An 18,892-nucleotide genomic window follows, 5' to 3' on the forward strand; every position below is an offset into this window, starting at 1 on the left:
TTACTGGTTTTCGTCGGCGACGATGGGCTTGGTGTCGGAGTGGGCTTCGTAAGTGAGCACCAGCTCCCGCACTTCATTCCACAATTCCTTCTCCTCCTCCGGCACGCGATCGTTGGTGGGGATGCTGGCGGTGGCGGTGATGAACTCATGGCCCACTCTGTAGGCGAACTGGCGGTCGGCGGGGTTCTTGTCGGTAGCCGCTTTGTTCCGGTTCCAGAGCAATTCCATGTAGCGCTTCAGCGAGGGTGCGGAGACCGCGATTTGCCCGCGATAGGAGCTGTAGACTTGGAAGTAGGTGATGAGGGCTTCTTCCTGCTGGCCCAAATTGTCGTAGGCTTGCGCCAGGACATAGGCGACATTGGAGGCGTAGGTATTGAAGTTCAGTTCCGGCGCGAGGAACGCCTTGGCTTTTTCCTTGGCTTGCTCCCACTGTTCCAATTTGGCGAGGACTTCCACTGCGCGGTAGAGCGCCTGTTGCTTCTGCTTGTCGTCCGTGGAGTTTTCGTAGACCGCCAGCAGCTGCTGGACGGCTTTCTCATTGTCGCTGGAGCTATCCGAACGCCCGAAGACGTCGGCAAGACCGAAGCGGGCATTGAAGCGGTAGGACTGATCGTTGCGCCCCAGAACCTCCTCGTAGTAGGGAATGGCTTCGCGGGGAGAGGCTGTTTTCTCCCGCAGGTAATCGCCCACGCTGACGAGGATGTAGTTGGAGAGGGTGGGCAGATCGAAGTCCTGCTTGAGGTCGGTGAAGAGCACCTTGATCATGGCGTTGGCCTTGCTGGCTTCGCTGCTGGCATTTTCCTTGAGAGCCGTCCGGGCCTTTTCTTCGTAAACGCCGATGATGGCGATGCGAAGGAGTGCTTGGGCGGCCTTGTCTTCCGCGCGGATGCCGGGGAAGTCGTAGTATTTGTCCTTCAGCTCCTCCTCGCTGTGGTCCTTCAGGAAGAACTTGGTGTAGGAGTTGATGGCTTCTTCCAGGCCGTAGGCGCCGGGGATCTTGGCCAGTTGGGAAATCACTCCCTCCAGGCGGCTGAGACCTTCTTCGGAGCGATCGGCGGATTCCAGCGCGGGCAGGCCCGCCACTGCGACCTGGGCTTTGTAGGGGGAGGCGTCCCCATACTTGGCCCAGAACTGGTCGTAGTAAGTCAGAGCCTCGGGAAGAGTCTCGCTCCCTTCCTCGCCCAGCATGCCGACGAGGTAGAAGAGCGATTCGCCCGCCACCACGTCGTTTTCCTTGGTCTCGGCAAGGGTGAGCGCACGCTCGTAGTAGCTGCGGGCTTCCTCCAGCTCACCTTGGGTTTGCAGGATGTTGCCCTTCAGATTGAAGACCATCTCGCGGTTCCCGGCATCGGGGAAGTTGTTCTCCACCTCGGCGAGGCGCTCGAGGGCAGGCTCGTATTCTTCCTGAGCGAAGTGGGTATTGGCCCGGTCGTAAAGCGCGTAGGGGAGATAGGCGTTCTCCTTAGGGTTGGGGTAGGCTTTGAGGAATTTGTCCAAGAGGGGACCGGCCGTGGCCCAGAGCTGCAGCTGGGCGAAATTGGAGGCGGCGAAGTATTCCGCCGCGACCTTGAACTGGCTCTCAGGATAGGAGTCCACGTGTTGCTGGAGGTAGTCCTGGGCCTTGTCAAACTGACCGGTGTAGTAGTAGCTGCCGCCGAGGACGTGGAGGCAGATGTCGTGCTGCTCGCTGCCTTCCTCGACGATCTTGATTTGTTCGGAAGCGACTTTGATACAGGTCTCGTACTCACCCGCGTAGAAGAGCCCGGTCAGCATGAGGCTGCGCACGGAGTCTTCATATTGGCTGCCGGGGAAAAGGCGGAGGAAGTTCTGTCCGTGTTTTTCGGTTTCTTTCACGCGACCGACTAGCGAAGCGGTGCGGACCAGCTGGTAGAGGTAGGTTTCTCGTTTGTCGCCGGAGTTGCGGCTGTAGAATTGCTCGAGCATGTCGTAGGCCCCATAAGCACCCCGGATGTTGCCATTCTCCTCGTGGATGTAGGCGGTGGCGGCCAGAGCGGTAATTTCGGGGATTTGTCCGTTTTCAGAACGCTCGCGGCTCTGCGCCAACTGCTGCTCAAGGGCGGTGCGGTTGTAGGTGGTTGCGCCATCGGGCACATTGCCGGGGAATTCGCCGAGACCGGCAAGGGCGGCTTTGATGCTGTTTTCCGCCTCGGTGGAGGAGGGGACGAGAGCGTAGAGCTCGAAGGAGACGCGAGGCATCTCCGCTTGCAAGGCGTCAGCGGCCAACTTCATGAAAATGGGCGAGTAGGGCTGGGCCTCCCAAGGCTGGAAGAGAATGTCCGCGCGATGGCTGTCCATGAATTCCAGGAGAGTGGATTCTTCCTTGGCTTCGATGGCGGCTTCGCAAAAGGCTTGGAATCCGGCCATGATGCCGGCGGGAGGGGTGGGGAAGGTGTTCTTGTTTTGCACCGCAATCTTCAGATTCTCCAAGCCCCCGGCCATTTTCCCGCTTTTGAAGTGGCAGATGGCCAGATTGACGTAGAAGGCTCCTTTGGGGAAGTTGTCCCGCTGGGGATCGCGCTCGGCGAGGAATTTTTTGAACTGCTTGATGGCGGTCTCGTAGTCTTCCTGCCCTTGGGCCGCTTCCCCCCACTTGAGCAGGGCGCGGATGTGGTAAGTGTTCACACTCTGGGCATCCGGCTTGTTGGGATACTTTTCGTAGCAATTCTTGAAGGAATTGGCGGCTTCCTCGAACTTGTTGAGCTTGAGCTCACAGAACCCCCGGTGATACCAGAACCAGCCGAACTGGGGGCCGAAGAGCTGCATGGCGCGTCCGTCGAAGGTGTCGGTGGCCTGGACTAGGTAGCCCAGGGCCTCGTTCCATTTGGCCGCGCCTTCTGGCATGCCCAGGCGGCGGGCCTCGGTCATCGCGGTCAGGGAGTTGGAGTGGAGAGCCTGGACCCCGCCCTGTGCTGGGGCGGAGGTGGGGCTCACGAACAGGAGAAAGAGAGCGAGAAGCGCTCCAGAGTAGTGTTTCATGATGCTAAATTGGCTTGGATTGGGATGAAGTGCAAAGAAGTTCCAAAAACGGCCCGATTGACGGGCCGTGTTGAAGAGTTTCCGGGGGAGGAAGTTGGAGGTTGCTCGAGGCGAGGCCGCCCTCAGGGAACGAGGTCGGTGAAGGTGACCTTGGTGATCTCGTGCTTGCGCAGGGTATCGATGACATCGATGGCCCGCTGGTGCATGGCCTCCGGGTCGACGTAGACCTGCACCAAGGGTTCTTCACCCGCCGCCCGGGCCCCCATCGCGGCGATGGAAAGCCGTTCGGAAAGCAAGGGCAACTCCCGTGAATTCGGGTCGTCATCGAGGCGTTCCTGGGCCGGGCCGGTGTTGAAGTAGATCACCCCTTCGCTATCCACTCGGATGAAGGAGGGCTTGACCGGCGGGATTTCGTCCCTCCGCAAGGCGGCCGGCAACTGCATGTTGGTGTCGGTCTCGCTGCGCACGATGGTGGTGGTGACGAGGAAGTAGATAAGGAGGAGGAAGCAAATGTCGATCAGCGAGCTGATGTTCAACTCCGGTTCATCTTCTTCCAGTCCTTGCGCTTTTTTGTGTCGGGCCATGGTTCGTTCTCGTCGGTAAGGGGTTAGTTCGCGTAAGCTTTGGCGGTGGCGTAGGAGGCGAAGACGACTTGGTCCACGCCGACCTCAGCGGCCAGGGCGATGACGCGCTGGCAGTGCTTGAACTCGGTGTTGCGGTGGCCCCGCAAGTGCAGCTGGGGCTTCACCGTGCCGTCCATCTTGTTCTTTTGTTCCTCAATGTATTCCCGGATGGCGGCGTCATCATCGGCGATGGGGGTAAAGTCGCCATCCCCCATGCTGTAGCGCACGCCGTCCTCGCGACCGCCGTCGCCATAGACGTTGATCACGATGCGTCCCGTTTTCTTCTCCTGCGGGGAGGAGTTCTCCGCCACGGGAACTTCCACGCGCTTGTCCATCTTCACCACCACCAGATTGGCGGTGACAATGAAGAAGATGAGCAGGAGGAAGACCATGTCGATCATGGGTGACATGTCCACGGAGAGCTCGTCACCTTGGTTCGCGTTCTGGGCGCGCAGTTTTTTCGAAGCCATAGCAGGAAAAGGAAAATCAGGAAAAATGGGCGATTACTAGCGGGAAAGCGGACCTCACGCGACTCCTTCGGGAATCTTGGTCAGGTAGGCATCCGCATTCACCGTCTGCAGGGAGGCATTGAGCATCTCTTCCCCCGCGTGGTGGGCGTCGGCCACGAGACCGTTGAGCTTGTTCTTGAAGAAGAAGTAGGCCAGGAGGGCGGGAATGGCCGTGATGAGGCCCCACATGGTGGTGAGGAGGGCGACGGAAATCTGGCCCGCGAGTTGGGAGGGCTCCGCTTGGCCGGTCTCGGCGAGGACGCCGAAGGCGCTCACCATACCGATGACGGTTCCGAGCAGTCCCAGCATGGGCGCGGCTTGGGCCACGAGGGCGATGTAGTTGATCCACATCATGTTCTTGCGGTTCTCGTTGATGGAGAAATCAGCCATGGCGTCTTCCACCTGATCGCGGCCGAGGGTCTCGGGCTGGGTGGCGTCGATATTGGGCAGGGAGTAGGCAGCCATGCGGCCGAGGTAGGAGGGGTGGGAGGCTCCCAGCTCAATGGCGGAGCGCACCCGGCAAGCGGTCATGTGCTCGAGGAGAGCGTCACGCAAGTCATCGGGAACGAACTTGGAGCGCGTCAAGTTCATGAAGTTAAACACGCAAAGGGCAATCAGGGCGAGGATGGCCACGAAGATGAAAATCATAGTGGGGCCGCCGTCCAGAATGTATTTGTCGAGAGCCGTCTTGTTGTCCTGGGCAAAGAGGCTGCCGGAAGACGCGAGAAAGACAAGGGAAGCGGAGGTCAATGTCCGTGCGAAACGGCTGCGTGTTTTTTCAATCATGACAGTTTAATTGGTGTGTTGAAGAAATAGTGGACAGTCGGAATCGGTAGTAAAGAAAAGAAGTTGCCAAAATGCGCTTACAGCGATCACGACCTGTTCCGGTGGTAATGTTGTGTTTTAACGGAGAATTTCCAAGTTTCTTGGAAAAAAAATGTGTTTACACAGAAAAGCTCCGGTAGACCGGAGCTTTTTGACGGAAAGGGCAATAGGACTGCGGGGCCCGGACTATTCTCCCTGGCTCCAGACTTGGGCGACGATGGCTTTGCGCAGGGCGAGGGGCTCGACCACGCCAGTGTGGCGGAAGAGGACTTTGCCTTCGCCGTCGACGAGGAGGGTGTGGGGCATGGCGCCGTTCCACTCGGGGTCGAGGGCTTTGACGAGCTCTTCGGTGTCGCCTGTGAAGAGGTAATTGTTGGTGCTGCGGCCTTCCTTGGCGGCAGCAGCCTTGGCGCGGGGGGAGAGGCCGCATTCCTTGCGGGCGAGAAAGTCCTCCGCTTTTTTCAAGTCTTCGGCAGGATCGAGGCTAATGGTGATGAACTCGAAGTCCTGCCAGGAATACTGGCGATAGATCTCCACGAGGTCGGGGAACTCCATCACACAGGGTCCGCAGGTGGTGGACCAGACGTTGAAGAGGCGGAAGTCGGTGCCATTCCCGTTGCTGCGGAGCTTGGCGATGGTGTCGGCATCGGCGGTTTCCAGGGTGACGGGAAGGTTATTCCATTTCTCGTTCTGGCCGGCGACATGACCAGCCTTTTCTTTCCACTTGGTGGTGCATCCGATGGGGCGGGTCTTGGTGATGGCAGGCTCTTTCCCGGCCAGGATGGCAGTGAGGGCGTCGCGGGCTTCGTTCTTTTCCGCCGGGCCGAGGCTGCGGCGGCCGTCGTCGAGGCGACCGTTGTATTTCAGCTGGAGGTCAGCATCGAAGATGAAGACGTGGGGGGTGGCCACCGCACCGTAGGCTTTGGCGGTTTCCTGCGTTTCCCCGTCGTAGAGATAGGGGAGGTTGAATTCTTCATCGGCGGCGATGAGCTTCATGTCTTCGAAGGAGTCATCGTAGACCGTCCAGCCGAGTTCTTCGAGGTGGAGGCCTTCCGGGGAATTGCTATTGATGGCGACGAAGCCAACTCCTTGGGCGGAGAACTGGTCAACGAGGGCCTTCATGCGGCCGACCGAGGCGATGGCATCGGGGCAGTGGTTGGTGGTGAAGATGATGGCGGTTGCCTTTTCGCCCCGGATGTCGTCGAGGGTGTAGGTCTTGCCATCCACGCCGGGGAGCTCGAAGGCTGGGGCGGTGGTGCCTTGAGTGATCGGTTCCGGGGTGTAGGCGGAGCTCGTGGCGAGCAAGAGGCCGCTGGCGAGGAGGAGGGATGTCAGTGGTTTTTTCATATGAGCAAAGGGTCTACGTTTCGATTGGGGGCTTTCTTGAATAAATCGCAGGTTCAGGGGCGGCTGGCTTTGCGCACCTTTTTGAGCAAGGTGCCCAGGAGGTCGCTTTCCCGGTAGCTCAGGTCGCGGAAGAGGGTGGCAAAGAGTTCGTCGCGGGAGGCGCTGGCTGCGCCCAGCAGGCGCTCGCCTTTGGGGGTGAGGGCCACTTGCAGGCGTCGCCTGTCTTCTTCGTCGGGTTGGGTCTCCACCAGCTTCTGATGGCGCAGGCGCTGGATGGCGGTGGTCATGGAGCCGCTGGTGAGCCCCACTTTGTCCGCGATCTGATTGACTGGTTTGGGCCCTTTCCTGCGCAAGCGGCTGAGGATGGCGAGGTCGGAGGGGCCGATTTCGAAAGAGGCCAGCAAGCGGCGTTCTTGGGCGGCGAGCCGGATTTCAGTCTCCGCGATTAGTTCGCGCAATTTCAGAGCTGCTTGATCGGGTCGCTTCATCTCACCACCTTAGGGGGAATCCAGAGGCGACAAAAACCTTCTTTGCAAAAAAATGTCTCTCTTGCGCGATAGTGGCCAAGGGGGGTGCAGACTCTTTTAGAACCAGGGCTTTTGGTTGGTGAGATAAGTGTCGACAAACTCCTGGTCGGTCTTGGTGAGATAGATGATTCCTTCGATGAGTCCAATGATCTGGGAGACGATGCCGCAGCTGAAGAGGGCAATGACCAGCATGATGATGCCTTCCTTTTGGTAGCCGAGATAGAATTTGTGAATGCCGAAAGCACCCAGGAGGATACCGAAGAGGCCGGCGACGAGTTTCTTATCGGCGCCGGGAATTTGTGGGCCGCTGGCAGGGGGAGGGGTTCCTTGTTCCATGATCCTGATTCAAGCAGAATCGGGCCTCTTGGCAAGGGAGGAATAGTGACGTTGAAGGACCCTTTGCGAGGTCCTTCTCAGGTGTCGGTCACGTTGCGGGGTTCTTGCCGGAAGTGATGGTAGCGGCCCTTGGCAGGTTCCCAGAGATAGAGATGCCAGAGGTAGGAGCGGAAGACGAGTTCGCAATTTTGGCGGATATAGAGTTCCTCACGGGCACCGGGGTATTCCCAGCGGAGGTTTTTGCCGCGGGAGCGGAATTTTTCGCGATTGAGGAGGATCCAGATGCGGTCGCCGCGGGAGAAGACTTCCTGGAGCTTGGCCATATTGTTCACCACTTCGGCGTCGCCATTGCGGTCGCGCAAGACTCCGTGGGGGTCGCGGTAGGCAAAGTCGGCGAGGGGAGGGACGACGAAATCGTAGTCGGCTTTGCCGGCCTCCATCTTGGCTGCGTGGGGATGGGGCTCGGTAATCATAATTTTGTCGCCCGGCGTGCGGTGGGCGACGGCGTAGCGGAGGGGGGTGATGGGGTCGCCGAGGATTTTTTCGCTGTAGGAGGGGGGGATGCGCCAAGGGCTCCAGGAGAGGATGGTGGCAGTGGTGAAGAGGATGAGGAGAGCTTGGGCGAGGCGGCGGCGACGCTCGGTCTCTGGCACGTGGCGGGAGAGGGCGTGGGCGGTGACGCTGAGGCCGTGGGCGGCGAGCAGGATCCACAGGGCGATGAGCGTGTATTGGTAGCGGAATGAGACGGAAGTGATGAGGAGATTGCAGGCGATGATGCCGCCAAAGGTGAAGAGGTGAAGGGAGAGGGCCTCGCGGGACCGTTGCCTGAGGGCGGTGATGAGGGAAATGAGGACAAAAGCGCTGAGAATGAGGTGAAGGCGGGAGTAGCCTACGGCCATGGAGAGGAAGTTGCCAGGCTCCCAGAAGATGGGACTGATGGTCGCTTCCACATTGGGGGAGACCCCCACCGCGCGGGTGAGGCATTTGACTTGAAAGAGGAGGACATCGAGGAAGACGAAGGAGCCGGCCAGGATGCAGGCAATGACGAGGCGGAAGTCGGAGGCAAAGCTCGTCCGGCGGGCAAAGAGGACATAGACGAGCCCGATGACGGGGGCCATGGTGAGGGAGATTTCCTGACTGAGAATGGCTCCGGTGAAGGCGAAGAGTGAGGCCAGCCGCCAGTGGCCTTTTTCATCGGCCATCACGAATCCGCGGATGAAGGTCCAGATGCCGAGGAGGAGGAAAAGTTGCTGCTGCTGATAGAAGCGGGCGATGTGGGAGGAAAAGATGAGGAAGGGGTGGAGGGCGTAGAAGAGGACGGCGATGGCGGCCAGGGCGCGGCTTCGGAAGACGAGCAGGGCCATTTTCCACAGGACCCACCCCGTCAGGATCCCGGCGAGCACCGACAGGCCGCGGAGGGCCCAGAGGTGGGGGCCGAAGAGGTAGGCCACCGCACCGGCCAAATAGTGGTAGAGAGGGCTGCGGGAATACCAGATGCCTTCTCCGATCTCGGGAACTCCCTTTTCCGCGATGGCGATGGCAGCTTGCATGGAGGCGAATTCATCATCGTCGATGGGTTGGTAATCGAGCTTCCACATGCGTAGGAGGGCGATGAGAACCAGGAGGGTGGGAAGGAGAAAGGAGCGGGGAAGGGTGGGATGGGAGATCGCTTCTTTTTTTACCAGGAAGGGGATGACGGTGAAGAGGCCGCCGACAAAGAGGGAGGTGGCAAGGGCGAGCCAAGGCCACTCGGGGTGCATGAAAAAGAGGATTTCGGAGCGCTCGAGGTAGGTGGATTTGATGGCGAAGAGGGAGGCGGCGGTGAAGGTGGTGCCGAGGAGGGCGGGGACGAGAGAGGGGGGAAAGCGGCGTCGGCGGAAAAAAGTGGCCAAGAGGAAGGCTCCCCCCCCGCAGGCCAGGGCGATGAGGCGGCGCGCGGAAGGACGACCGGAATCGCCGAGATATTCCAGGGCCGGGGCGGCAGTCATATTTGGCCGGATGGTGGGCTGGATGCTCTCTCCGGTTTGGGCTCCGAGGGTGGTGAGCTGCCAGCCTGTTTCTCGGGTAAAGGGTTCCCAATCCTGGCCATCGCGGGCCCAGCCATCGATGGCGATGCGGGGGGCGCGGATCTTTTGATAAAGCGGATTGCGGGCGGCGGTCAATCGCACGCGGAGTTCATTGCGACCAGCTCGCAGGAGGCGCCCGACTCCGAAGGCGGAGAGCTCTTCGGTGGTGCGCTCTCCCAGAGTGCTGAGGGGCTTTCGTTGAATGGGTTCCTCGAGGAAGCCATTGGGGTCGGAGAGGCTGCTCTTTTCTTCCTTTTCGCCATAATGGTCGTCGAGGAGGGCTCCTTGCCGGTTGGCGGAGGGACGTTCGCCAGTACGGTTGAGCTCATTGCGATAGACTTCGAACTCGTTGTCGGTGGGGTCGCCGTGCGCGGGATCGAGGTAGCGCTCACCACCCCAGGGGGAGGAAAGTTCATCGGTATCGACCAGGGAGGGAGGCGTATCGAGAGGGCGGCGGCCTTCCCAGGCCACTTGCCAATCCCCGGCGGCGAGACCGAGGGGCGCGCGCGAGTTGGGTTGCACCGGGTGGCCATTGATCCAAGCCCGATAAGGGGAGTTGGAGAGGATGCGGAGGACGGCCTCGGTTTGGTCCTTCTTCCGATCGAAGTGGTAGACGAGGTCGCGAGAACCACGTTCGGTGGAGGAAAGGTTGAAGAGGCGGGTGGTGAAGGCCTCGCGAAAGGCGATGTCGGGCACGACCCGTTGCACGAAGCCGACCGGGGAGGGGGCGAGGCGGGCCTGCCGCCAATCGCGCAGTTTGAACTCCGGGCGCGTCCACTCAAATTCGGTCAAACCCTTGGGCACGGGTTCGGCTTGCCAGGAGCGGTCGGAGCGGAGGGGGAGCACGGAGCCATCGGCGAGGTGAATCTCGCCAAAGACGAGCAAACGGGCACCCGGCTTGCGTGACTCGACATTGATGGCCAGGGTGTTGGAGCCCTTGCGAAGACGGGGCCGGAGGTCGAACCATACGGGGAGCGACTGGTTGGCATGGAGGCTCCACTGGTATTCGCGGGGGAAGTTGAGGGCCATGGCCGATTCGCCGCCATAGGCCCGCTGGCCAGCTTCGGTGAGGCCGTTTTGGAAGGGGCGGGTTGCGCGCCAGAGGGAGAAGGCTCCCGAGGTATTGCCATTGACGATGAGTTCGAAGCCTCCCTCGGTGGCGATGGCCACCCAGGCGGAGGTGACGGTCTGCGGAATGCGGATTTCCTTGCGGAAGCATCCGGTGAGCTGCACTTCATCATGGGTGGAAATCCAGTGAACGTCCTGGGGGAGCTCGACGGGATAGGCCACGGTATCGGACAAGCGCCAGGCCTCGGTGAGGAGGAAGCCGAGTAGGGCGGCGACGGCAGCGAGGAGGAGGCGGAAGGGCAAGCTCATGGGCGGCGTGATTTTTCCCGGGCCTCGGCGGCGGCGAGGGTATGGCCGTGTTGCAGCTCTCCTTGGGCGAGCATCAGCCATGAGGTGGAGATCACGGCCTGTTTCTCCTTGCGTTGGAATTTCTCATAAAGAGCGATGAGATCGCGATGGGCGCGGTGGTTGAGAGCGAGGTCTCCACTCTGGAGGGCGATGAGCTGGAGGTGGAAGATGGCTTGCAGGCAGGAGGGGGAGCGCTGGTGGATGATGGTCAGGCGGCGGGTGGCCTCGGCCATATTGCCACTATTGAAGTCGTCGATGGCGGTGCGGAGGAGGGCGCGGCTCAATTCGCGATCCAGCGGGTCGTTGAAGGGACCATCGGCCATGAGGTTTTCCAAGAGGACGCCGGCTTGTTGCTGCAAGCCCTCCGCTTCCATCGCGAGGATGGTTTGAAGGCGGGCTTCGGGAGCCTCGCTTTCCTCAAGTTGGCTGTGAAAGATGCCTTTTTGCCAGATGACACCGCTATCGATGGCCAGCGCTGGCATCCAGCGGCAGGCCTCGTCGAGGGCGACAAGGGCCAGGGAGGGATCGTCGTCGAGGGCGGCCTGGCGGGACTTTTTCAAGGCGAGGGAGGAGGCGGAGATGGGCACGCAGGCGAGCGCGAACCAGAGGAGGAAGGCGGCTGCAAAGGTGGAGCCACAGAGGTGGAACTCGTTGAGCCGGGAGCCCGCACGTTCGTCGTCACGGCGCCAGCCCAGCCAGCCGAAAAGGAGGAGAAGGCTCCCCAGGTGGCCGAGCACCCAGCCTTTGGAGAGGAATTGGCAGAAGGCGGGATTGTAGCCCAGCCACCAGATGAGGTCGGGGATCTCGGCAATGCCGATCGACCAGGGAGCCATGACGGGGGGGCGAAAGGCGGCGAGGCGGTGGGGCGGATCTTCCAGATCGATGACGGGAGCCTCTCCCTGATCGCGCTTCCCGTGGCCGAGGAAGATATCTCCTCCCAGCCAGGTGATGTTGTCGTGTTGTTGTTGCAGCCAAGCGAGTTTGCCGCTGGTGTGGGCATCGAAGACGGTGACGAACTGGGGGAAAGCGATGAGGTAGACGGGAATCAGGCAGAGCAGCCGCATGGAGAGCAGGTCGCGGCCCAGGAAGCGCAGGCCCACGGTGAGGGTGAGGAGGAGGACGAGCCCGATTTTCCAGAAGAAGGTCGCCGGGGCGTCCAGGGTCTCAGTTGGGGTGTGGGGGACCTTCATCCAAGCTTGTTGCACCGCTAGCAGGAGCAAGAGCAATCCGATGACCGCCACGGCCAGGGCGGCGATCTTGGGGAGCGACCAACGCGGTTGCCAGCGTGCTAGGAGATTCAGTTCCATCCGTCTGTGCCGACGATTTCGATCTCATCTTCGCTTTTCAGGCCCCAGTGACCTTCGGCGATGACGCGTTCACCTGAAGTCAGTCCGGAGAGGATCTCGGCGGCTTCGTGGTCGACCATGCCGATGGAGACGGCGCGGGATTCCCGTTTATTCTCTCCGGTAATCACCTCGACGATGGCCTTCCCGGCAGCGATGGAGAGGAGGGCTTCGCGGGGGACGGCCAAGGAGGTTCGCGTGGATTCAATGCGGGCAAAACCGGTCATCCCGGGGGCGAGCGCGAGGTCTTCCGGGGTGTTGATGAATTCCAGTTCGGCGCTAAAGGTGGCCGCCCATTCGGGAGCCCCGGTGCCCCGGGGGCGCAGGGGCCGGTTGATCTCGGGCCCTCCTTCATTGAAGGTCACGATGGGGACGATGCGTTGCACGCGAATGGGGAGTGGCCGGCCGGGATAGCTTTCCAGATAGGCGAGGCCTTCCTGGCCCTGCTGCAGCCAAGGGAAATCGGCTTGGTCGAAGTAGCCGTCGAACCACAAGCCGGCGGCAATCACCAGCCCGGGCTTGCCCGCGTCCTGATTGTATTCGCCGGGCCGGATGAGGATGCGTTCCACCACGCCGGAGACCGGGCTATAGGTTTTGTGGTCGGCAAGCTCCTCTTCGCGGTGGCGCACGGCTTCGCGGGCATCCTTCACGGCATTGAGGGCGATGACCTCACTTTCCTTGACCCCCTGGGTGGACATTTTGAGAAAGAGTTCGGCGAGTTCCTTTTCTTGCACCGCGCTGGTGAATTCCTTTTCGGCTTCCAGCAGGGTGGTTTGGGCGATGAGGCCCCGCTTGGCGGCCTCGCGGTAGCGGGCGACCTTGTCGGTGGCTTGGTCGGAGAGCTGGCGAGCGGCTTCGACATTGATTTTCTCGCGGTCGGGGCGCTCCTGTGCCAGGACGTAGGCGGAGCCCACCCGGACCCGTTGCAGCTCGGCTTCGGCCGTGGCCAGAGCGAGGCGGGCGCTCTCCAGCTTGATTTCCGCTTTGATGGGATCCAGCTCGAGGAGGAGTTGGCCCTTTTCCACGAAGTCGCCTTCCTCAATGTGCACCTGGGCCACGGTGGCCATGGGGATGACGGGGACGAGATAGGGGTCTGCGGAGCAGGTGGCCTCGGCCAGCATGGCGCGGGTGAAGGGGCGCTCCTTCACTTCGGCGGTGACCACGGGGAAGGGTTTGCCGAGCTTGCGCATCAAGGCGGCATAACCGAGTCCCGAATCATACATCCGTGCGCCGGGATTCTTGTAGGCAGGCCAAATGACAAAGGCCGCCAGCAAGGAGGAGGCGATGAGGAAGAGGAAGAGGATCAGGATAAGCCCTCGGCTAGCCCGGAGGAGAGAGAGGAGGCTTCTACCAGATTGTTTGATCAAATCAGACACGGGAAGAGATAGTGAAACAGGTTATGATTTATTGTCGAGTGCAAGGCTCGCTCAAGCGCTTGGAGAGAAGTTTACTGAGGGCAAAGCTGGTCAATTCGGCCGCGATTTGCAGGACGCGCCAGAGCACGGCGACGGCCATGGCCTCGGGGGTGGAGAGATGGGTGGAAAGGAAGAAGGTGATCCCGGCCTCGCGCACGCCGATGCCCCCGGGGACGCCGATGGCGAAGAAGCCAATGAGCCAGGCCGAGCCATCCGCTGCGGCGGCCGAGGCCCAGGAGTAGGGGGCGGGGAAGACCGCCTGCACCAGAAAGACGAGGAGCAGGGCGTGGAAAGCGCAGAGAGTGAGGTAGCTGGCGAGGGCGCGCAAGAGGGGGCCGGGGCGCCAGCCGGAGATGCGGAGGGGGGCCAGCCGATGCTGGATGGCCCGACGCACGGGGGCGAGGGCCAGGAGGGTGGCACCTCCCAGCAGGGCGAGGAGGGGGAGGAGCCAGAAGAGCTTATTTGCCAGGGAGGATTGGCTGCCGGTCAATTTTTCGAGCAAAAGCGAGCGCAGGCCGGGGTCGAGGGCCAGCCCGAGGAGGGCGAGGAGGGCCCAGGCAGCGATGGTGAGGAGAAGCTCGGCGACGAGACTGGCCCCCGCTATCGAGCGGGTGGTGCCGAGCGCGGGAGCCCGCACCACGCGGGAAGCGTAGCCCCAGATGCCACCGGGGAGCCACTTGAGGGCTTCACATTCCACCCAGGTGCGGGTCGCTTGCAAGCGGCTGCCGCGCCAGCCGAGGGCCCGCAGGACGTCGGCCCAGATGGAGGCATTGCAAAGGGTGTAGAGGAGAAGCCCCAGCCCCACTCCCGCCACCAGACCGGGGTCTGCAGTGGCGAGTGCTTCCAGGAATCCGTGGCGCTGTTGCCACAAGGCCCACAGGGGGAGGCCGAGGGCACAGGCAAGGAGGAGCGCCTTCAGCACGCTCTTGACCTGGAGGCGGGGGGGAGGGGCTTCGTCCATGGGGTCCTAGTTTTCCTTGTAGCCCATCACTTGATTGGCTGCCGCGATGCCACCGGTCATGCCGAGAACTTCTTCCGCTCCTACCAGGGCTTGGGTGGCATGCTTGAAGTCAAAGTTCTTGGGCCGTCCGGTGCGTCCCGTTTCATTAGCAGTTCGCGATCCTCCGTAGAGCAGATCTTCCCCTTCCACCGCCAGCTTGTTCATGAAGAGAGTGACTCCTGCCTGCACCGCGGAGTCGAGGGTCGTCCGCACCTGGGTATCGGTGATGGTCCCATACAGGCGGAGGGCGAAGGCCATCCCCACCAGTTGGTAGCTGCCGTCGAAGCCTTCCCGCTCGGGGAAAGTGCCATCGGCCCAAGCGCTGGCCGCTCCTCCATTGGCATAGACGTAGGCCGGGGCGAGGAAGCTGGTATTGCCGGTAAAGAGCGCCGTCTGGGAGAGGGCGGCCCCCCGCAGGAAGTAGCGATGGGCAAAGGGCTCCAGGTTCACATCCTGCCCATAGTCGTCGGCAGTGACGAACCAGGTGGCGAGATTGACTAGCTTGGGCCGCCAATCGTTGAGAGTGGCGGCGTAGAGGGTGGCATCCTCGGCTTCCAGCTTCAGTGCGGCGCGGGCGGCCGCTTCCATAAAGAGCGAGCTACTATGGACGGCGTCGCCGGTGCCGGGGAAGGAGCCGTCTGGACCTTGTTTGGAAAAGCCCCAGTTGATCATCGCGATGCCATCATTGATGAGGCTGGTGTCAGCAAGCAAAAAGCCGACTTCAATGACGTCGGCTCCATAGCGTTGCTGCTCAATGTAGTAGTTTTCCCGGGTTCCATTCTCGTAATCAATGTTTACCGAGAGAGCCCCCGTGGGCGACATCGTTAGGGAGTCGCCAAACTGGTCAATCATCTGTCGTTCGTCCGGGGGCCGGGGTGGCTCCGTTTGGGCGGTGGCCAGAGTGGTTAGACTCAGGCTGATGGCGATGATTTCCCGAATTCGTGTCTTGGTGTATTTCTTCATGGTTGGAGAGTGAGACGGTAGAACCTTTGGGGCGCGGAAAGTGCGCTCGTATCGCGATAAGAGTTGGCAGAAAGGTCTTCTGCCAACTTTTGCCACGTGACCAGATCGGGCGAAGACCAGAGGGTGTAGCTGGTCTCGGCCTGGGGGGCCCAAGTGAGAATAACGTCTTCACCATCCAAAGTGAGGGCGAGCTCGGGGGGGAGCGACCCGGTGGAAAGTGAAAAAGAGAAAAGGGACCCGCTCTGGGCCCCTTGTGTATCGGCTTGCGGAGTGCCGGCCAAGACGGCATCTCCCCCTAGTGCAACAGACTGACCGAGAAAGTCAGCCGGCGCGGGGGCCGTGCGTTGATAACGTGCGAGGAAGTCACCCTCCCGACTGAAGGTCAGGACGGCTCCAGCGGTCAGGATCTCCCCCGCCGCCGCCATGTCGGCCCCGACCACGACCTGTTCCCCAATTGCGACCGAGATGCCGAAGCGCTCGCCCGGTTGCCCCTGGGGGTCGGCGAGGGTGGCCAGGTGGTTGCCGGTTGGGGTCTGGAAGAGGTAGGCTTGCCCTTTGGCGGCGATTTGGTCGCCATCGTTGGCATCCTGATTGGAAGCGCCCACGACGAGGAGACCTTGGCTGAGGGCCAGGCTGCCGCCAAAGGCGTCGCCAGTGCTGCCATCGGGAGCGGTAATCTTGCGCAATTGCTGCCCGCTGGCGGCATCAAAGAGGTAAACCGCGCCACTATCAGTGCCCTTGGGATCGGAGAAGGGAGTGCCGACTGCGATCAGGCCATTGGCCACTGCGACGGAGGCACCGAATTGGTCAAAGGTCTGGCCATCACTTGCTTCCAGCCTGCGCAGCCAGGTGCCGGTGGTGGCGTTGAACACATGGACTGAGCCGAGGTCTTCCCCTTCCTCGCCATCTTTCCATGCCGCCACCACCGCCAGCTGTCCGTCGGTTGCTACCGCGTTGCCAAAGGCATCGCCGGGGGCTCCATCAGGAGCGGTGAGCTTGACGGGATTTTCCCAATCATGAATGGAAAAGAGCCAGGCTGAACCGGAGCCTTGTCCCGCGTCATCATCGTCTGGAGCGCCGACCACCATCACTTCTCCGCCAGCGGCTACCGAGCTGCCAAAGGCATCGCCGGCGGCCCCATCGGGAGCAGTGAGTTTGGTGAGGAAGGTGCCGGTCGCGAGGTCGAAGACCACGGCCGCGCCGGCATTGGAGCCGAGGTCGTCATTCCCCTTCACGCCGGCAATGGCGAGGTCGGAGGTGGCGGCCACGGCTTGTCCGAGGCGATCCAAGCGGGATCCTGCGGGGTCGAAAAACTCACTCTCCCCGGCCGCTTCGGCAGAATGTGCTGCTGCCAGGGGCAGAGCGCCGAGAAGGGCCAGGGAGAGGATGTTCATTTGCTATGAGTAATTTGTGTTAGAAGTCGCCTTTTTGTCCGCCGGAGTAGCCATCGCGGCCATCCCAGCCGGTGGTGGGGTCAGGAGTTCCCTGATAGTAGCCACCGCCTCCAATGCTTGCGCCGTTGAGGGCAGGGGTGATGCGGAACCAGAAGTCAGCGAAGTTCGAGTCGCTTTCAGCGCCTTCTTCCTCCACGTCCGCCCGGCTGTGGTCTTCTACCATCACAATAGTAGAATTGCCATCAGTAAAGGTCATGAATTGATCCTTGCCGCCGGGATTGGCTGCGCTGAGGGAGAAGAGGGGCTGACGCTTGGTGTCATTGCCCTCACCCCGTGCGGTGTAGCGGTGGGGATTGGTCACGTAGCGGTCGAAGCGGTTGTGAGGCAGGACGCAGAGCATCACCGTGCGGCCGGCCAATCCGAGTTCTTCAGGGTTGATGACCACTTGGGCTCCGGCTTCGCTCACCTGGTTGTCCAGGATGGTCACCGCATTCTGCCCCGCCAGGGAGCGGAAGGGCAAGACCTCGGGAGAGAGACCGGCCACGGCTTCGTAGTCTACCAGAGCCAGGGCGAAGTCCATCTCGCTGGGGTCGCCAAGCAAGTCGATGGTCACGGAGCCGGAGGCGGGGAGGTCGAAGAGATCCATGGAAATCTCGAACTCTTCATCGTTCCAGCCCAGGGCTTCCAAAACGTCTGCGACATCCTGGGAGTAGCTCTCTTCGCCAGCGAACTGCAAGGTTGCCGGAGCGGTGGGGACGAAGTCGACCAGTAGGATGACGTCATTGAAGTCGTTGTCGCGGCCTTGGAAGACTTGGTCCTCGAAGGAGACGATGAGGGGGTTGCCCGCTAGGCTGAGGTTCGCTGCGGCCAGCTCCAAACCACCGTCATTCAGGAAGTAGTCCTGGTGGATGCGCACGGTGCCGCCATTTCCTCCGTCTTGCACGAGGCCGAGGCGGAACTCGGTGCCTCCGGGCAGGATGCCCAGGCTGGCAGTGGAGCCAGGGATGAGCGGTGCGGTCGGACCCGTGCCGAATTTTTCCCAAATGGTGGTCCAGGATTCGTTGGGATTCGCAGCGTCATACCAAGCGACGGAGTTGATTTGACGGGCTCCGTCGTAGATGACGGTGACGAAGACTTCGCAGTCTTGCTCCAGGAAGAAGCGATCCTCGTCGAAGCCGCGTTTCTCCTCTTCCAAGGGGGTCCCGTCGGTGTTGCAGTTGAGCTCCACCTTGACTTCGTTCCAGATGTCGCGGGCGTAGCTGTAGAAGAGAGGATCGACGCCGTAGTTCTTGGTTTGGTCGCTAGTGAGGTCGAACTCGATGATGTTGTCGTCGAGATTGCACAGCGGGCAGTCGTCGATGGGGGTGTCGATGCCGTCACCGTCGTCGTCGATGTCGATGAAGTTGTAGTTGCCGTCGCCATCGGAGTCCAGAAGGGTTCCATCGGAGAGGATTTCTTCCGCGTCCGGGATGCCGTCGTTATCGGAATCGAGGTCGAGGTAGTTCGGCGTGCCGTCGTCGTCGTAGTCGCCAGTGCCTTCGTTGCCATTGGCGATGCCGTCGTTGTCGGAGTCGCGGTCATCGAAATCGTCGAGGTAGTTCGGGTTTCCGTCGTTATCCTCGTCCTGGCGGCCTTCGATGCCATCGATGATGCCGTCGTTGTCGGAATCGGTATCGAGGAAGTTGGGTAGGCCGTCGCCATCCCAGTCGCCAGCTTCTTCATGCTTGTCGCCTTCGCCGTCGCCGTCGGAGTCCATGTCCCAGTGGTTGGGCTCGCCATCGCCATCCACGTCGAAGACATCGGGGATGCCATTTTCGTCGTTGTCGGTGTAGTCGGTATTGCTGCCGTCGCCGTCGTTGCCATTGTCTTCGGTGTCGCGCCAGTTCACGAGGCCGTCGCCATCCTCGTCTCCAAGGGGGTCGTAGAAGCCGCCGCCTTCGTTTTCGTCGAGAATGTAGTCGTTGTCGCTGTCCTTGCCGTAGCCTTCGCTCTCATATTGCGAGTAGTCTTTGCCACTGTCGTCGTCATCCTCATCACGATCGTCGTCGTCATCTTCATCGCGATCGTCGTCGTCATCTTCATCGCGATCGTCGTCGTCATCTTCATCGCGATCGTCGTCGTCATCTTCATC

13 protein-coding genes and 1 pseudogene are annotated in these 18,892 nt (G+C 61.2%); all 14 read right to left on the reverse strand.

Annotated features, from left to right (window positions below):
- Entirely contained in the window at nucleotides 1-2,997 is a 2,997-nt protein-coding gene (locus tag JIN78_RS00730; protein ID WP_200390000.1) for a tetratricopeptide repeat protein, read from the reverse strand.
- A gap of 122 nt (nucleotides 2,998-3,119) precedes the next feature.
- Nucleotides 3,120-3,581 carry an ExbD/TolR family protein gene (locus JIN78_RS00735; RefSeq protein WP_200390001.1) on the reverse strand — a complete coding sequence of 154 codons (462 nt, stop codon included), beginning with the start codon at nucleotides 3,579-3,581 and terminating at the stop codon, nucleotides 3,120-3,122.
- Nucleotides 3,582-3,604: 23 nt separating this feature from the next.
- Nucleotides 3,605-4,090, reverse strand: coding sequence for an ExbD/TolR family protein (locus JIN78_RS00740; RefSeq protein ID WP_200390002.1), 486 nt, complete (start codon nucleotides 4,088-4,090; stop codon nucleotides 3,605-3,607).
- 54 nt (nucleotides 4,091-4,144) lie between these two features.
- Nucleotides 4,145-4,915 (reverse strand): MotA/TolQ/ExbB proton channel family protein, encoded by a 771-nt coding sequence (locus tag JIN78_RS00745; RefSeq protein WP_200390003.1) that lies wholly within the window; start codon nucleotides 4,913-4,915, stop codon nucleotides 4,145-4,147.
- A 225-nt stretch (nucleotides 4,916-5,140) separates the two neighbouring features.
- Nucleotides 5,141-6,301: a redoxin domain-containing protein gene (locus JIN78_RS00750; RefSeq protein ID WP_200390004.1), complete on the reverse strand. Its 1,161-nt coding sequence runs from the start codon at nucleotides 6,299-6,301 to the stop codon at nucleotides 5,141-5,143.
- A 53-nt stretch (nucleotides 6,302-6,354) separates the two neighbouring features.
- Nucleotides 6,355-6,789, reverse strand: coding sequence for a MarR family winged helix-turn-helix transcriptional regulator (locus tag JIN78_RS00755; protein WP_200390005.1), 435 nt, complete (start codon nucleotides 6,787-6,789; stop codon nucleotides 6,355-6,357).
- Between the two features lie 96 nt (nucleotides 6,790-6,885).
- Nucleotides 6,886-7,164, reverse strand: coding sequence for a TM2 domain-containing protein (locus tag JIN78_RS00760; protein ID WP_200390006.1), 279 nt, complete (start codon nucleotides 7,162-7,164; stop codon nucleotides 6,886-6,888).
- 77 nt (nucleotides 7,165-7,241) lie between these two features.
- Nucleotides 7,242-10,607 (reverse strand): glycosyltransferase family 39 protein, encoded by a 3,366-nt coding sequence (locus JIN78_RS00765; RefSeq protein WP_200390007.1) that lies wholly within the window; start codon nucleotides 10,605-10,607, stop codon nucleotides 7,242-7,244.
- Nucleotides 10,604-11,953 (reverse strand): hypothetical protein, encoded by a 1,350-nt coding sequence (locus tag JIN78_RS00770; RefSeq protein ID WP_200390008.1) that lies wholly within the window; start codon nucleotides 11,951-11,953, stop codon nucleotides 10,604-10,606. The genes JIN78_RS00765 and JIN78_RS00770 overlap by 4 nt, the downstream gene beginning before the upstream one ends.
- The gene (locus JIN78_RS00775) at nucleotides 11,944-13,365 is read right to left on the reverse strand and encodes a permuted SH3 domain-containing protein (protein ID WP_200390009.1); all 1,422 of its coding nucleotides are present in this window, start codon (nucleotides 13,363-13,365) and stop codon (nucleotides 11,944-11,946) included. The genes JIN78_RS00770 and JIN78_RS00775 overlap by 10 nt, the downstream gene beginning before the upstream one ends.
- Nucleotides 13,366-13,393: 28 nt before the next feature.
- Nucleotides 13,394-14,365, reverse strand: coding sequence for a lysylphosphatidylglycerol synthase domain-containing protein (locus JIN78_RS00780; RefSeq protein ID WP_200390010.1), 972 nt, complete (start codon nucleotides 14,363-14,365; stop codon nucleotides 13,394-13,396).
- 6 nt (nucleotides 14,366-14,371) lie between these two features.
- Nucleotides 14,372-15,367: a hypothetical protein gene (locus JIN78_RS00785; RefSeq protein ID WP_200390011.1), complete on the reverse strand. Its 996-nt coding sequence runs from the start codon at nucleotides 15,365-15,367 to the stop codon at nucleotides 14,372-14,374.
- Complete coding sequence (locus tag JIN78_RS00790) at nucleotides 15,364-16,761, reverse strand: FG-GAP repeat protein (protein WP_200390012.1); 1,398 nt, start codon at nucleotides 16,759-16,761, stop codon at nucleotides 15,364-15,366. Before JIN78_RS00790 ends, JIN78_RS00785 begins: the two co-directional genes overlap by 4 nt.
- Nucleotides 16,762-16,780: 19 nt before the next feature.
- A pseudogene (locus JIN78_RS00795) lies at nucleotides 16,781-18,892 on the reverse strand (hypothetical protein); the annotation flags it as partial.

Source organism: Roseibacillus ishigakijimensis, assembly GCF_016595415.1.
Lineage (GTDB): Bacteria > Verrucomicrobiota > Verrucomicrobiia > Verrucomicrobiales > Akkermansiaceae > Roseibacillus > Roseibacillus ishigakijimensis.